The 14665-nt window shown below is 74.4% G+C and carries 13 protein-coding genes; 4 read left to right on the top strand and 9 right to left on the bottom strand.

The window, feature by feature from the left end; translation table 11 throughout:
- Positions 1-12 precede the first annotated feature (12 nt).
- Positions 13-987, bottom strand: coding sequence for an alpha-ketoacid dehydrogenase subunit beta (locus CFP65_RS18765; protein WP_104817195.1), 975 nt, complete (start codon positions 985-987; stop codon positions 13-15).
- Positions 987-2132 carry a pyruvate dehydrogenase (acetyl-transferring) E1 component subunit alpha gene (gene pdhA, locus CFP65_RS18770; RefSeq protein WP_371682433.1) on the bottom strand — a complete coding sequence of 382 codons (1146 nt, stop codon included), beginning with the start codon at positions 2130-2132 and terminating at the stop codon, positions 987-989. Before pdhA ends, CFP65_RS18765 begins: the two co-directional genes overlap by 1 nt.
- 381 nt (positions 2133-2513) lie before the next feature.
- Between pdhA and CFP65_RS18775 the strand changes: the two genes are divergently transcribed.
- Entirely contained in the window at positions 2514-3173 is a 660-nt protein-coding gene (locus CFP65_RS18775) for a response regulator transcription factor (RefSeq protein ID WP_104817197.1), read from the top strand.
- A 67-nt stretch (positions 3174-3240) separates the two neighbouring features.
- Positions 3241-4332 (top strand): phosphotransferase, encoded by a 1092-nt coding sequence (locus CFP65_RS18780; RefSeq protein ID WP_254552454.1) that lies wholly within the window; start codon positions 3241-3243, stop codon positions 4330-4332.
- A gap of 15 nt (positions 4333-4347) precedes the next feature.
- Here CFP65_RS18780 and CFP65_RS18785 read toward each other — a convergent pair whose 3' ends face one another.
- From CFP65_RS18785 to CFP65_RS18815, 7 genes are all read right to left on the bottom strand, one after another.
- A complete protein-coding gene (locus CFP65_RS18785; RefSeq protein ID WP_104817199.1) occupies positions 4348-6204 on the bottom strand; it encodes a protein kinase in 1857 nt (618 codons plus the stop codon).
- A gap of 80 nt (positions 6205-6284) precedes the next feature.
- Positions 6285-7694 carry a protein kinase gene (locus tag CFP65_RS18790; RefSeq protein ID WP_104817200.1) on the bottom strand — a complete coding sequence of 470 codons (1410 nt, stop codon included), beginning with the start codon at positions 7692-7694 and terminating at the stop codon, positions 6285-6287.
- 227 nt (positions 7695-7921) lie between these two features.
- Positions 7922-8494: a bacterial proteasome activator family protein gene (locus CFP65_RS18795; RefSeq protein ID WP_104817201.1), complete on the bottom strand. Its 573-nt coding sequence runs from the start codon at positions 8492-8494 to the stop codon at positions 7922-7924.
- Between the two features lie 92 nt (positions 8495-8586).
- Positions 8587-9474: a hypothetical protein gene (locus CFP65_RS18800; RefSeq protein ID WP_104817202.1), complete on the bottom strand. Its 888-nt coding sequence runs from the start codon at positions 9472-9474 to the stop codon at positions 8587-8589.
- A 127-nt stretch (positions 9475-9601) separates the two neighbouring features.
- Positions 9602-10561, bottom strand: a complete 960-nt coding sequence (locus tag CFP65_RS18805) for a D-2-hydroxyacid dehydrogenase family protein (protein ID WP_104817203.1) — start codon at positions 10559-10561, stop codon at positions 9602-9604.
- 72 nt (positions 10562-10633) lie between these two features.
- On the bottom strand, positions 10634-11611 hold the full coding sequence (locus CFP65_RS18810) for an NAD(P)H-quinone oxidoreductase (protein WP_104817204.1): 978 nt from the start codon (positions 11609-11611) through the stop codon (positions 10634-10636).
- Positions 11612-11753: 142 nt separating this feature from the next.
- Complete coding sequence (locus CFP65_RS18815; protein WP_104817205.1) at positions 11754-12317, bottom strand: heme-binding protein; 564 nt, start codon at positions 12315-12317, stop codon at positions 11754-11756.
- Between the two features lie 202 nt (positions 12318-12519).
- On the opposite strand from CFP65_RS18815, the gene CFP65_RS18820 reads away from it, so the two are divergent.
- Together CFP65_RS18820 and CFP65_RS18825 are read left to right on the top strand one after the other, a co-directional pair.
- Complete coding sequence (locus CFP65_RS18820) at positions 12520-13998, top strand: sensor histidine kinase (RefSeq protein ID WP_104817206.1); 1479 nt, start codon at positions 12520-12522, stop codon at positions 13996-13998.
- Positions 13995-14615 (top strand): response regulator transcription factor, encoded by a 621-nt coding sequence (locus CFP65_RS18825; protein ID WP_104817207.1) that lies wholly within the window; start codon positions 13995-13997, stop codon positions 14613-14615. Before CFP65_RS18820 ends, CFP65_RS18825 begins: the two co-directional genes overlap by 4 nt.
- Positions 14616-14665: the final 50 nt, after the last annotated feature.

The following is a 14665-nucleotide window of genomic DNA, read 5'->3' on the forward strand; positions in this document are numbered from 1 at the left end:
TCGCTCCCGGGATCAGTACGCGAGCGCGCGGTCGACGGCGTCGAGCACACGGTCCAGGTCGGGCAGGAAGGCCTCCTCGACCCGCGACGGCGGGTACGGGGCGTGGTAGCCGCCGACCCGCAGGACCGGGGCCTCCAGGTGGTAGAAGCACTTCTCGGTCAGCCGGGCGGCCAGCTCGGCGCCCATGCCCATGAAGACCGGGGCCTCGTGCACGACCACGGCGCGGCCGGTGCGCTTGACCGACTCCTCCACCGTGGCGAAGTCGATCGGCGAGAGCGAGCGCAGGTCGAGGACCTCCAGGTTGTGCCCGTCCTCGGCCGCGGCGGCCGCGACCTCGTGGCAGACCTTGACCATCGGGCCGTACGCGATCAGCGTCAGGTCGGTGCCCGGCCGCGCGATCCGCGCCGCGTGCAGCGGCAGCGGGGCGGCGGAGCCGACCTCGCCCTTGTCCCAGTAGCGGCGCTTGGGCTCCAGGAAGATGACCGGGTCGTCCGACTCGATCGACTGCTTGAGCATCCAGTACGCGTCGTCCGCGTTCGAGGGGGTGACCACGCGGAGCCCCGCGGTGTGCGCGAAGTACGCCTCGTGCGACTCGCTGTGGTGCTCGACGGCACCGATGCCGCCCGCGTACGGGATGCGGACGGTGACCGGCATCTTCACGTGGCCGAGCGCACGGGCGTGCATCTTGGCCAGCTGGGAGACGATCTGGTCGAAGGCCGGGTAGACGAAGCCGTCGAACTGGATCTCCACCACCGGGCGGTAGCCGCGCAGGGCCAGGCCGATCGCGGTGCCCATGATGCCGGACTCGGCCAGCGGGGTGTCGATGACCCGGGCCTCGCCGAAGTCCTTCTGCAGGCCGTCGGTGATCCGGAAGACACCGCCCAGCTTGCCGATGTCCTCACCCATGAGGACGGTCTTGGGGTCGCTCTCCAGCGACGAGCGAAGCGCGTTGTTGAGCGCCTTCGCGATGCTCAGCTGACCAGCCATCAGTGGTTCTCCCCGCCCTCGAACGACGCCGCGTACGCCTCGTACTCGGCCCGCTCCTCGTCCACCAGCGCGTGCGGCTCGGCGTAGACGTGCTCGAAGATCAGCGTCGGGTCCGGGTCCGGCATGCTGCGGACCCCCTCGCGCACGCGCAGGCCGAGCTGCTCGCTCTCCGCCTCGACGCCGGCGAAGAAGGCCTCGTCGCCGATGCCCTCCTTCTCCAACAGCGCCTTGAGCCGGGAGATCGGGTCCTTGGCCTTCCAGGCCTCGGTCTCCTCGTTCTCGCGGTAGCGGGTCGGGTCGTCGGAGGTGGTGTGCGCGCCCATCCGGTAGGTGAAGGCCTCGATCAGCACCGGGCCGGCCCCGCTGCGGGCGTGGTCGAGCGCCCAGCGGGTCACCGCGAGGCAGGCCAGCACGTCGTTGCCGTCCACCCGGACACCGGGGAAGCCGAAGCCGGAGGCGCGGCGGTAGAGCGGGATCTTGGTCTGCGTGGTGGTGGGCTCGGAGATCGCCCACTGGTTGTTCTGGCAGAAGAAGACCACGGGGGAGTTGTAGACCGAGGCGAAGGTGAAGGCCTCGTTGACGTCGCCCTGGCTGGAGGCGCCGTCGCCGAAGTACGCGATGACCGCGTCGTCCGCGCCGTCCTTGGTGATCCCCATCGCGTAGCCCGTGGCGTGCAGCGCCTGCGAGCCGATCACGATCGTGTAGAGGTGGAAGTTCTTCTCGTTGGGATCCCAGCCGCCGTGGTTCACGCCGCGGAACATGCCGAGCAGGTTCAGCGGGTCCACGTCGCGGCACCAGGCCACGCCGTGCTCACGGTAGGTGGGGAAGGCGTAGTCGCCCTCCCGCATCGCACGGCCCGACCCGACCTGCGCCGCCTCCTGGCCGAGCAGCGAGGCCCACAGGCCCAGCTCGCCCTGGCGCTGGAGGGAGGTGGCCTCGGCGTCGAAGCGCCGGACCAGGACGAGGTCGCGGTACAGCGCGAGCAGCTGCTCCGGCGTCGTCTCCAGGGGGTAGTCCGGGTGCTCGACGCGCTCGCCTTCCGGCGTCAGCAGCTGGATGAGCTCCGGCTGGGCGTCCGTCCCGACGCTCTGGGGGACGGAGGGGGCGGTCTTCTTGCGCGCCCTCGCCGTGCTTTTGACGGTCACGTTCACTCCTCGGTCTGTCCGGCCGCCCGGGGTCGCCGGTGACCGGTCCGGTCACCCCCCTGCAAGCGCGCGTGGGTGTGCGCGCGCCGACTGCTGGGCAGGTGGTGTTCCCTTTCCGACGGCGCCCCTCACGAGAACGTTACCCAGCGGCGCCCCTTGGCGCGCCTGCGCTAGGACGTCCTACTTGTTCTCTCGCCGGGAGCGGCGGGGTGGCGCCGCGCCTCGGACGGTGGCCGTCAGGACACCTGCGCACGCTATCCGGGCAGAGGGCTCCGCGTAAGGGGGTAACACGAACGAAATATTCGGACCCACAAGGAACGGAGCCTGTCCATCCGGTCTCACCTGTCGGACATCCCTGCGGTGGTATGGGAGTATTTGACCGTGACTGAAAACGGGCAAATCAGGGTATTCCTCCTCGACGACCACGAGGTCGTGCGCCGTGGCGTCCACGATCTCCTCGCGATGGAAGGCGACATCGAAGTCGTCGGCGAGGCCGGCACCGCCGCCGAGGCGCTGACCCGGATCCCGGCCGTCCAGCCCGACGTGGCCGTCCTCGACGTGCGCCTGCCGGACGGGAACGGCGTGGAGGTCTGCCGCGAGGTGCGCTCCCAGCACCCGGCGATCAAGTGCCTGATGCTCACCTCGTTCTCCGACGACGAGGCGCTGTTCGACGCGATCATGGCCGGGGCCTCGGGTTACGTGCTCAAGGCGATCCGCGGCACCGACCTCCTCTCGGCCGTCCGGGACGTGGCGGCGGGCAAGTCGCTGCTCGACCCGGTGGCCACCTCCCGGGTGCTCGCGCGGCTGCGCGACGGGGGTGAGAAGGAGGACGAACGACTCGCGCAGTTGACGAAGCAGGAGCGGAAGATCCTCGACTTGATCGGCGAGGGCATGACGAACCGTCAGATCGGCAACGAGCTGCACCTGGCCGAGAAGACCGTGAAGAACTACGTGAGCAGCCTACTTGCCAAGATGGGCATGGAGCGCCGGACTCAGGCCGCCGCCTACGTGGCCCGCCACCAAGCCGACCACCAGCACTGAGAGTTCACGGATCAGATGGCTGACACTCTGTCAAGTCGGCATGCCGCATCCGGCTACGATCTGCCCCGTGACGACGTACGGCCAGCTCTACGTGAGCGCTCCGGAGCGCCCTGACACCACCGCTCCCCCGGTCGGCACCCTCAGCCCCCCGGTCGGCCACCCGGCCGTCGCCGGGGTGCTGCGGGCCTACCGGACCGGTCCGGCCCGGGAGATCCGCCCGGTCTCCGAGGGCTTGTTGAACCGGGGGTACCGCGTCACGACGGGGAGCGGGCGGTACTTCCTCAAGTGCTACGTGGACCACGCGACCGCCTCCCGCCCGGCGATCACCGCCCAGCACCGCGCGACGGCTGCCCTGCACGCCCTCGGGCTGCCCACCGCGCCCCCGCTGACCACCCGGAGCGGCCGCACCGTGACGGCCTACGGCGGCCGCCGGTTCGCGCTCTTCCCGTGGGTCGAGGGCGGCCACCGGCACGGCACCGAGCTCGGCCAGCCGCAGTGCGGGGAGCTCGGGGAGCTGCTGGGGCGAGTGCACGGCGCGCTGGAGCAGGTCTGCGCCCCCGTGGTGCAACCCGCAGGCCACCGCAGCGCCGACCCGGCCGAGACCGCCCGGCTGGTCCGCGACCTGCTCGCCCTGCCCCGGATCCGCGAACGGGCCGAGCCCTTCGACGCCCTGGCCGCCCACCGGCTCGCCGAGCGGCTCGAACTGCTCGCCGCCCACTGGCACCGCCGCCCGGCCCCCGAGGCCGCCCCGCCCACCGGCTGGACGCACGGCGACTTCCACGGCCTCAACCTGCTCTACGGCCCCGGCGACGCGCTGGCGGCCGTGCTCGACTGGGACAAGCTCGGCCGCCGCCCGCGCGCCGAGGAGGCCGTCCGGGCCGCCACCCTGATCTTCAACGACCGGGAGACCGGCGTGCTGGACCTCGTCCGGGTCCGCCGCTACTCCCAGGCCTACCGCGCCGGCGGAGCCGCGACGGCGGCCGAGATGGCCGCCGCCTGCCACCGGGTCTGGTGGGAGCGGCTCAACGACCTCTGGATGCTCCAGTGGCACTACCAGCGCCAGGACCACCGGGCCGACCCGCTCTACCCGGCCTCGGCGGCCCAACTCTCCTGGTGGTGCGAGGAGTACGAGCAGGTGCTGGACGCCTTCTCCAACTGAGGCCCTGGGCCCCGACTACTCGGTGGCCCCGTCGGTGTGCTCCTGCGGGGTCGCCCCGCCCTTCGGCGAACCGCTCGGCGGGGGCGGCGGGCTGGCCGGGGTGCTCGGCGCCGCGGGCGAGCTGGCCGGCTCGCTCGGGGTGCTGGACTCCGTGGGCGAGCTGGAGGCCGAGGGCGAGCTGGACGGCGAGCTGGACGCGGAGGGCGAGCTGGAGGCCGTCTTCGAGCTGGTCGGCGACGGCGAGCTGCTGTGCGTGGCCGGCGGCGGGGTGTTCGGCGCGGTGTCGGTGGGCTGGGTGTACCCGCCGCTGCTCGGAGTCCGCTGGGGCGTCGGCGAGCTCTGCTCGCTGGGCTCCTCGGACGGCGACTGCGAGGCCGTGGCCGGCGCCGTCGGCGCCGTCGGACCGGTCTTGTGGTTGTTGTTGGTGTTGGTCACCGCGAGCACCACACCGACCGTCGCGGCCAGCAGGATCAGCACCGCACCGGCGATCCAGACCGCCGGCCCGCGCCGCCGGTGCTCCGGCTCCTCGTCCTCGGGGTAGTGACCGCCGTAGCCGTCCCCACCGCCACCGCCCGCCGCCGGGTACGGCGCGGCCGGGGTCTGGTAGGGCGAGGCCACCTGGTACGGCAGCACGGCCGTCGGGTCGGCCGGGCCCACGCCCGGCACCAGCGGCTTGGTGAGCGAGCCGTTCGGGGTGCCCTCGAAGGGCGGCTGCGGGCCGTTGCCCGCGCCCGCCGCCGCCAGCCCGGCCGCGGCGGCGGCCGCAGCGGCGGCACCGGCCGCGTAGCCGGCCCCGGCCGCGCCGTGCATCTCGCGCAGCGCGTGCTGGAGGTGGGCGCGGAACTCGTCGGCGCTCTGGAAGCGGTCGTCCGGGTTCTTGGCCAGCGAACGGAGCACCAGCTCGTCCAGCTCGGCCAGCACCCGGGTGTTGACCTGCGAGGGCGGCACCGGCGCGTCCTGGACGTGCTGGTAGACCACCGCGAGCGGGGTCTCGCCGACGAACGGCGGACGCAGCGTCAGCAGCTCGTAGAGCATGCAGCCGGCCGCGTAGAGGTCCGAGCGGTGGTCGACCGGCTTGCCGAGCGCCTGCTCCGGGGAGAGGTACTGCGGGGTGCCCATCACCATGCCGGTCTGGGTCATGGTGGAGGCCGCGCCGGTCAGCGCCCGGGCGATGCCGAAGTCCATCACCTTGACCGCGCCGGAGCTGGTGATGATCACGTTGGCGGGCTTGATGTCCCGGTGCACGATCCCGTGCCGGTGGCTGTAGGCCAGCGCCTCCAGCACCCCGGCGATGATGATCAGCGCCTGGTCGACCGGCGGCGCCTCCTCGTCCACCAGCAGCTCGCGGACGGTGCGGCCCTCGACCAGCTCCATCACGATGAACGGGGTGGACTCGCCGCCCTCCAGCTCCTCGCCGGTGTCGTAGACCGCGACGATCGAGTGGTGGTTGAGCGCCGCGACGGCGTGCGCCTCGCGGGTGAAGCGGAGCCGGGCCACCTCGTCCTGGGCCAGCTCGGAGCGGAGCAGCTTGACCGCCACCGTCCGGGCCAGCCGGATGTCCTGGGCCGCGAAGACCTCGGCCATGCCGCCCCGGCCGAGCCGGTGGGTCAGCCGGTACCGGCCGTCGCCCACCGTGCCGAGCGGCGCGGCGGTGCCCCGGCCGGGCGTGGCCGGGCCGCCGGCCAGCGGCCCGGCGGGCGGCTGGGTGGGCGTGGCGTCGCTGGGCGGCGGCGGAGTGCTGGGCGGACCGGCCGGCGCCGCCGAGGCGGGCAGGGCGGTGGTCTCGGCGGTCTCCTCCGGCGTCCTCGGAGCGCTGCCCCCGGCCGCGTCCTGCTCCGCCTCGCCGTCACCCGGCCGCTGTGTGTCTGCCATCGCTCCTCGCCCCGGGCAGTCGGCTCGGTGCGCTGTCGCCCTGTCGGTTCCGTCCCCTGAACGCTACCGCCTCGGCGCCCTCAGCGTGGAACCGCAGCTCCGGACGCCACCGGAGCGGCGCCGTACGTGCTATGCGTGCGCTGCTTCTGGGTCTTCGAGGCGGCCATCCCGACGATCACCACGGCCAGCACGATCAGCGCCACCAGCACCCCGATCACGATCAGCGCGGTGGCGCACCCGCTGTTGCGCTGCTTCTGCTGCGGCGGCAGGGGCTGCGGCACGTGCGGGGGGACCTGCTGGGGGACCTGCTGGGGGACCTGCTGGGGGACCTGCTGGGGAAAGGGGTGCGGGGTCGGGTAGCCCGGCTGCGGGGCGTACTGCGGCGGCGCGTACGGCTGCTGCTGCTGCGGGAAGGGGTGCGGGGTCGGGTACTGCTGCACCTGCGGGTAGGGAGGCGGGGTCTGCGGCCCGTACGGCGCCGGGGTCGGCGGCTGGTAGAGCGGCAGCGGCTGGCCGGAGAGCGCGCGGGCGTCGCCCGGCACCTGCGGGAAGTCGGTCAGCGAGGGCGCGGCGTGCACCGAGCGCGGCCCCTCCCCGATCACCAGCGGCTGCCCGGCCGCCAGCGGGCTGCCGTGGTCGCCCGCCGCCACCCGCTCGACCTCCTGCCGCATCGCCTCGGCGGTCGGGAACCGGTGGCCCGGGTCCTTCCGCAGCGCCCGCGCCACCAGGGCGTCCACCCCGGGGCGCACCGCCGGGTTGAGCGTGGAGGGCGCGGGCGGCTCCTCCTGCACGTGCTTGTACGCGATCGAGAACGGCGAATCGCCGTCGAAGGGCGGCTGCCCGGTCACCAGTTCGTGCAGCAGGCAGCCGACGGAGTACAGGTCGGAGCGGGCGTCCACGCTCTTGCCGAGCGCCTGCTCCGGCGAGAGGTACTGCGGGGTGCCGACGACCATGCCGGTCTGCGTCATCGAGGTCACCCCGGACTGCAGGGCGCGGGCGATGCCGAAGTCCATCACCTTCACCACGCCCTTGGCCGTCACCATGACGTTGCCCGGCTTGATGTCCCGGTGCACCAGCCCGTGGTCGTGCGAGGCGTCCAGCGCGGCCAGCACCTCGGCGGTGATCCGCAGCGCCTCCTCGGCCGGCATCGCGCCCCTGGCGCGCACCGCCTCGTTGAGCAGGTCGCGCAGGGCCTTGCCCTCCACGTACTCCATCACGATGTACGGCACCGTCACGCCGTCCGGCCCGACGTCCTCGCCACTGTCGAAGACCGCCACCACGTTCGGGTGCTGCAGCCGCGCCACGGCCTGCGCCTCGCGGCGGAACCGCTCGCGGAACGACTGCTCCCGCCCGAGCTCCGTGTGCAGCGTCTTCACCGCCACCTGCCGGTCCAGCACGGTGTCGTGCGCCAGGTGCACGGAGGCCATCCCGCCCTCGCCGAGCAGGTGGCGCAGAACGTACCGGCCGTTGCCCAGGGAGTGCTCGCCCATCGTCTCTCCACTCCCCGCTAGCCCGTCTGCCGGGTCAGATTACCGCCCTCATCCGGACGCGCCTCCCAGGGGCGCGGGGAACGGCGCGGCCAAGCATGCACTCTGCCGCTGTCTTACGCGGATGCCCTTGTCGCACTATCCGTTGACAGTGCAACTGGGCATCTCTGCGATCTTGAAGGCGCGCTTCTTCCGCTTCGCGCAGTTCCCCGCGCCCCTGGAGAGTGCAACTACAGGTACGGTCCGGCCCGCAGGCCCCGGCCGTCGGCAGGGTCGTCGTGGTCCTGTTCGGCGCCGAGGCTGCCGGGCGGCAGGGCCCGCCGCATCTGCTCCAGCTGGGCCCGGGCCGCCATCTGCTGGGCGAAGAGGGCGGTCTGGATGCCGTGGAAGAGGCCCTCCAGCCAGCCGACCAGCTGGGCCTGGGCGATCCGCAGCTCGGCCTCGGTGGGGATGGTGTCGTCGGTGAACGGCAGCGACAGGCGCTCCAGCTCCTCGACCAGCTCGGGGGCGAGGCCGAGCTCCAGCTCCTTGATCGAGCTCTTGTGGATCTCCTTCAGCCGCACCCGGCTGGCCTCGTCGAGGGGAGCCGCCCGCACTTCCTCCAGCAGCTGCTTGATCATGCTGCCGATCCGCATGACCTTGGCCGGCTGCTCGACCATCTCGGTCACCGGCAGCTCCCGGGGCTCCGCGCCCTCGGCGCCCGCCCGGCCGAGCCCCGCACCGACCGGCATCCCGTCCGGTCCCACGATCAGCACCTTCGGGATCTCCCCCGGCTGCGAAGCTTCGTTCATCGGGTTAGTCATAGCTCCTTCATATGCTTCGGCGACGGAGAGGGTCAACTGACACCCCGCCAGTAACCTCGGGGGCTCCGCCCGGTGCGGCGGCCGCACCGGGCTCAGCGCCGCCGCAGCCGCAGGCCGACCAGGGCCAGACCGCAGCCGATCATGGTCAGCCCGGCGCCGAGCGGGAGCTGGAGATTGGCCGGGTCGGTCCAGCGCAGGGGGGCGGCCACCGGTGCGCCGGCGGCCTGGGCGAGCCCCTGGCCGGGGGCTGCGGCAGCCGGGGTGGCCGCCGGCGTGACCTCCTCCTCGGGGGCCTGCGCCGACTCGTCCGGCGCCTGCGGGGCGGCGGCCTCGGCGTCCTCCGGGGCCTGCTCGGGCGCCGCCTCGGCCGGGGCTTCGGCGGGCTCCTGCTCGGGCGGCTGCTCCGCCTGCTGCTGCACCGGCCGGGCCGGGCGCTCGGGCGCCGGGCGGCGGGCCACCGTGCCGGCGGCGGTCGGGTCCGCGACCGAGGTGGCCGAGGGGGTGGCGCTCGGCTGCGGGGTGGAGCTGGGGGTGGGCTCGGCGGAGGGGGTCGGCACCGGGCTCGGGGTGGCGGCGACCGGGCCGGTGGCGGTCGGCTGGGCGGTCTCCGCCGGCGGAGTGGGCTGGGCGGAGGGGGTCGGCGGCGGGGTGGGTATCGCGGTGCCCGGGTCCGGGTCCACCGGGGGTACGGCGGGCGGCGTCGGCGGCTCCACCGGCGGCAGGGTGACCGGCGGCAGGGTGACCGGCGGCACCTCGACCGCCGGGACGGACGGGACCACCACCGGCGGGAGGGTGACCGTCACGGTGGGCAGGGTGGTCGTGGGAAGGGTCGGGAGGACCACCTCCGGGGTGGCCGTGCGGTCGGCCGCGAAGGCCGGGCCGGCCAGCAGGAGGGGTACGGCGAGGCCCGCGGCGGCCCGCACGGCCCAGCGGGCGTGCGGGGAGCGGAGCGCGGGGGAGGCGTACGGAGTTGCGGCCACGGACGGAAGTCCTTCCGACGGCCGTCCGCGCCGGGGCGCGGACGGTGGCGGGACAGCTCCGCACCAGCCTCACACATTCGCGACATTCCGGACATTCGACGGACCCCCGCGCCCGTCACGTCTCGACTCAGCCCAGCACCCGCACCGGGCTCCCCGCCAGGAAGGCGCCGATCGCCTCCACGGCCTGGCCGTAGTACCGCTCGTAGTTGGCCCGGGAGACGTATCCCAGGTGCGGGGTGGCCAGCAGCCGGGGAGCAGTCCGCATCGGGTGGTCGGCGGGCAGCGGTTCGAGGTCGAAGACGTCCACGGCCGCCCCGGCGATCCGGCCCTCGTGCAGGGCGGCGAGCAGGGCGTCCTGGTCCACGATGGCCGCGCGGGAGGTGTTCACCAGGTAGGCGGTGGGCTTCATCAGGGCCAGCTCGGGGGCGCCCAGCAGGCCCCGGGTGCGGTCGCCGAGGGCGAGGTGCACGGAGACGAAGTCGCTGCTCGCGAGCAGCTCCTCCTTGGAGGCGGCGAGGGTCACCCCGGCGGCCTCGGCCCGCTCGGCGGTCAGGTTGGCGCTCCAGGCGGTGACCTCCATCCCGAAGGCCAGCCCGATCCGGGCCATCGGCACGCCGATCTTGCCGAGCCCGAGCAGGCCCAGCCGGCGGCCGTGCAGATCGGCGCCGAGCGTGCTCTGCCAGGGGCCGCCGGTGCGCAGCGCGGTGCTCTCCTCGACCACGCCCCGGGCCAGGCCCAGCAGCAGCGCCCAGGTCAGCTCGACCGGCGGGGTCGAGGAGCTCTCGGTGCCGCAGACGGTGACCCCGTGCTCCGCGGCGGCCGCCAGGTCGATCACCGAGTTGCGCATCCCGGAGGCCACCAGCAGCCGCAGCCCGGGCAGCCGGGCGAACACCTCGGCGGGGAAGGGCACCCGCTCACGCAGGGTCACCACCACCTCGTACCCGTCGAGCGCGGCGACCAGCTCGTCCACCGTGCCGAAGTGCTCCCGGAAGCGGGTGACGGTCACCTCCCCGCCCAGCACCGACCAGTCGGCGCAGCTCTCGGCCACCCCCTGGTAGTCGTCCAGCACCGCACAGCGCAGCGACATCGCAGCCCTCCCGTAGCACCGCCCGACCCCCCTGGCCGGGCGGTGCCGAGTGAACCACACGGGACGTGCCGGTCAGGCGCGGAGCACGACCTTGCCGGTCTGGTCGCCGGCCTCCAGGACGCGGTGGGCCTCGGCGGCCTCGGTGAGCGGGAGGACGCGGTCGATCACGGGCTTGACCACGCCGGATTCGACCAGGGGCCAGACGTGCTCGCGGACGCCCGCGATGATGGCGGCCTTCTCGGCGAGCGGGCGCGGGCGCAGCGCGGTGCCGATCACGGCGGCCCGCTTGGCGAGCAGGGTGCCGAGGTTGAGCTCGCCCTTGACCCCGCCCTGCATGCCGATCACCACCAGGCGGCCGTTGATCGCGAGCGAATCCACGTTCCGCTGGAGGTACTTGGCGCCCATGATGTCGAGGATGACGTCCACCCCGGCGCCGCCGGTAGCCTCGCGGACGACCTCGGCGAAGTCCTGCTCGCGGTAGTTGACCAGCACGTCGGCGCCCAACTCGGCGCAGCGGGCCAGCTTCTCGGCGCTGCCGGCGGTGACGGCCACCTTGGCGCCGATCGCCTTGGCGAGCTGGATGGCCATGGTGCCGATGCCGCTCGCCCCGCCGTGCACCAGCACGGTCTCGCCCGGGCGCAGGTGGGCCACCATGAAGATGTTGGACCAGACGGTGGCCGCCGCCTCGGGCAGTGCGGCGGCCTCTTCCAGACTCAACCCCTTCGGGACGGGCAGGAGTTGGCCGACCGGCACGTTGACCCGCTGGGCGTAGCCGCCGGCCACCAGCAGGGCGCAGACCTCGTCGCCGACGGCCCAGCCGGAGACGCCGGGGCCCAGGGCGGCGATCCGGCCCGCGCACTCCAGGCCGGGGTAGGGCGAGGAGCCGGGCGGCGGCGGGTAGACGCCCTGCCGCTGGAGCAGATCGGCGCGGTTGACGGCCGTCGCCGCCACCTCGACCACCACTTCGCCCTCGGCCGGCTCCGGATCGGGCACGGTGGCCCAGACCAGGGCCTCCGGGCCGCCGTACTGGGGAATCGTCATCGCGTACATGGCTCGACGCTACCGCGCAGTTCAGCGCGGTCGGCCCCGGCTCACCCGATCGTGGGGCGGGCCGGCCGCGGCGGCTCGTACAGGGTGCGAACCCGGTACGAACTGCCGTGCGGCTCCGGCCCGTTCAGCCACGGTGGCGGTCTCAGTGACCGAGCGCCGCGGCACCGGCCGCCGCGAAGGCCTCGTCCTGGTCGCCGCTCGGGGCGCCGGCGACGCCGATGCCCGCGATCGGGGCGCCCGTGGCGTCCACCGGCACGCCGCCGGCCAGGAAGAGGGTGCCGGGGATGTCCTTCAGGTTCGGGGCCTGCGCCAGGCGGCCGGCCAGCACCGAGGTGGTGGCGTTCCAGGAGACGGCGGTGAAGGCCTTCTCCTGCGCGGAGGAGTAGGACTGCGGGCCGGCGCCGTCGCCGCGCAGGCTGACGATGGTGTTGCCGTTGCGGTCGACCACCGCGACGGAGACCTTCTGGCCGGCCTTGGTGGCGGCGTCCACGGCGGCCTGGGCGGCCTTGAGGGCGGCGGCCTCGGTCAGGTGGGTGGTCTGGGTGGTGGTGGAGGCCGGCACCGAGACCGGGGCGGCCGGGGCGGGCGCGGCGGCCGGGGTCTGGGCGGTGGCGGTCACGGCGCCGACCACACCGGCGGTCAGCGCGGCCAGGGTGGCGGCGGCGGTGAGGGCGGTCTTGCGGTGCTTGCGGGGGGTGGCGTTCATGGTGGTGCTCGCTTCCGCTGGGGCCCGTGCTGTCCGGGCCGGTGGTTCCATCCTGGGTTCGGCACCGGCCTGCAGCGGTCGGCCGACGGGGTCGACCCGGCCGGCCGCCCGGGCGACCCCGGGGTCATCCGATCGGCTGATGCGGGCCCCGCCCACCGTGTGACGATGGGAAGGAAAGCGCTGGTGAGGACGGGAGTACGGGATGACCACGCGCACCACCCCCTCCACCCCCGCCCCGGCGGACACCCCGGCCACCGGCTCGGCCCCCAGCCAGGCCGCCTCCGCCGTACGCCCAGCCGCCTCCGGCCCCGACACCGCACCGACCACCGGTCTGGCCGCACCCGGTGCCTTCCCGGCCGGCTCCGCGCTGGGCCAGGCCAACTCGGCCACCGGCTCGGCCACCAGCCAGGCCGCCTCCGCTCTCGCCGCCCCTGCTATCACCGCCCCCGCCACGGCCTCCGCTGCCGTCCCCTCCGACTCGTCCCTCGTCCACGACCCCGTCGGCTCTGCCGACGACGGCCGGGCGGCGGTCCGGGCCGAGCGGCGACTGAGCGCCGTGATGCACGGGGCGTTCTTCGTGCTGCTGGCCGCCTCGCTGGCGCGGTTCCTCCAGCGGCACCCGGGTGACCCGCGGATGCCCTGGGTGCTGGGGGCCGGGGTGGTGCTCGCGGTGGTCTACCTGCTGGCCGGGGCGCTGCGCCGGCGGCCCCGGCTCTGGCTGGCGGCGGTGCTCACAGCCTGGCTGGCACTGGTGCTGCTGGCGCCGAGCTGCTCCTGGTGCGCGGTGCCGCTGCTCTACTCCGCGCTGCGGATCCTGCCGACCAGGCCCGCGATCGTGCTGGTCGGGCTGCTCACCGGGGCGATCGTCGGCTCCGAGGTGCGGCTCTCCGGCTGGGACCCGAACGTGCTGATCGCCCCGCCCGCGATCGCCACCCTGGCGGTCACCGTGCTGCTGCACACCCAGCGCCAGGCCGAGCGGCTGCGCCGCAGCATGGCCGAGCTGGTCCGGGCCCGGGACGAGCTGGCCGTCACCGAGCGCCGGGCCGGGGTGCTGGCCGAGCGCCAGCGGCTGGCCGCCGAGATCCACGACACCCTGGCCCAGGGGCTGGCCAGCCAGCAGTTGCTGCTCCAGGCCGCCGACCGGCACTGGCGGCACGATCCGGTGGCCGCCCGGGCCCAGCTGGCCGCCGCCTCCGAGGCCACCGCCCGCTCGCTCGCCGAGGCCCGCCGCTTCGTCCACGACCTCGCCCCGGCCGATCTGGCCGAGACCGGCGGCCTGGTGGCCGCGCTGCGCGCGGTGACGGCCCGCGAGGGCGCCGGGCTGCACGTGGACGGCACCCCGGTGGAGCTGCCGCAGCGCACCGAGGGCGCGCTGCTGCGGGTGGCCCAGGGCGCGCTGGCCAACACCCGGCGGCACGCGGCGGCGGCCACCAGTACCGTGAGCCTGACCTACCTGGACGACCAGGTGATCCTGGACGTCTGGGACGACGGCCGCGGTTTCGACCCCGCCGGGCTGCCCGGGCCGGGGCCGGACGGCGGCCACGGGCTGCCCGCGATGCGGGCCCGCCTGGGCCAGCTCGGCGGTGCGCTCACCGTGGAGTCCGCGCCCGGCGCGGGCACCACCGTGACGGCCGTCGTCCCGCTGCACGCCCCCGTCCCTCCGGAAGGAACCAGCGCATGATCCGGGTCCTGCTCTGCGACGACCACGCCGTGGTCCGGGCCGGCCTGCGGGCCCTGCTGGGCAGCGAGCCCGGCATCGAGATCGTCGGGGAGGCCGCCTCCGGCGAGGAGGCGCTGGCCGCCACCGCCCGGCTGCGGCCGGACGTGGTGCTGATGGACCTCCAGCTCGGCGAGGGCATGGACGGGGTGGAGACCACCCGTCGGCTCGCCGCCACGGCGGAGGCACCCCGGGTGCTGGTGCTGACCACCTACGACACCGACGCCGACATCACCCGGGCGATCGAGGCGGGCGCCACCGGCTATCTGCTCAAGGCCGAGCGGCCGGAGGAGCTGTTCACCGCGATCAGCGCCGCCGCCCAGGGCCGCACCACCCTCTCGGCCCCGATCGCCACCCGGGTGATGGCCCGCCTCCGGGCCCCGCAACCCGCTCTCACCGCACGCGAGTTGGACATCCTCGGGCAGCTCTCCCAGGGCCTGGGCAACCGTGAGATCGCCCAGGCCCTGTACATCAGCGAGGCCACCGTCAAGACCCACCTGAGCCGGGTCTACGCCAAGCTCGGGGTGGACAACCGGGCCGCCGCCGTGGCCACCGCCAAGGAGCAGCGCCTGCTGCCGTGAGGCCGCCCTCGCCCGCCCGCCGTCAGCTCGCCTGCTGCCGTGAGGCCGCC

It is taken from the genome of Kitasatospora sp. MMS16-BH015, from assembly GCF_002943525.1.
GTDB lineage: Bacteria > Actinomycetota > Actinomycetes > Streptomycetales > Streptomycetaceae > Kitasatospora.

Bases quoted from the DNA above. Each gene is read 5' to 3' on its own strand.
- CFP65_RS18785 (WP_104817199.1), bottom strand. From the start codon at position 6,204: ATGGCAGACACACAGCGGCCGGGTGACGGCGAGGCGGAGCAGGACGCG.
- CFP65_RS18790 (WP_104817200.1), bottom strand. From the start codon at position 7,694: ATGGGCGAGCACTCCCTGGGCAACGGCCGGTACGTTCTGCGCCACCTG.
- CFP65_RS18820 (WP_104817206.1), top strand. From the start codon at position 12,520: ATGACCACGCGCACCACCCCCTCCACCCCCGCCCCGGCGGACACCCCG.
- CFP65_RS18815 (WP_104817205.1), bottom strand. From the start codon at position 12,317: ATGAACGCCACCCCCCGCAAGCACCGCAAGACCGCCCTCACCGCCGCC.
- CFP65_RS18805 (WP_104817203.1), bottom strand. From the start codon at position 10,561: ATGTCGCTGCGCTGTGCGGTGCTGGACGACTACCAGGGGGTGGCCGAG.
- CFP65_RS18765 (WP_104817195.1), bottom strand. From the start codon at position 987: ATGGCTGGTCAGCTGAGCATCGCGAAGGCGCTCAACAACGCGCTTCGC.
- CFP65_RS18795 (WP_104817201.1), bottom strand. From the start codon at position 8,494: ATGACTAACCCGATGAACGAAGCTTCGCAGCCGGGGGAGATCCCGAAG.
- CFP65_RS18810 (WP_104817204.1), bottom strand. From the start codon at position 11,611: ATGTACGCGATGACGATTCCCCAGTACGGCGGCCCGGAGGCCCTGGTC.
- CFP65_RS18825 (WP_104817207.1), top strand. From the start codon at position 13,995: ATGATCCGGGTCCTGCTCTGCGACGACCACGCCGTGGTCCGGGCCGGC.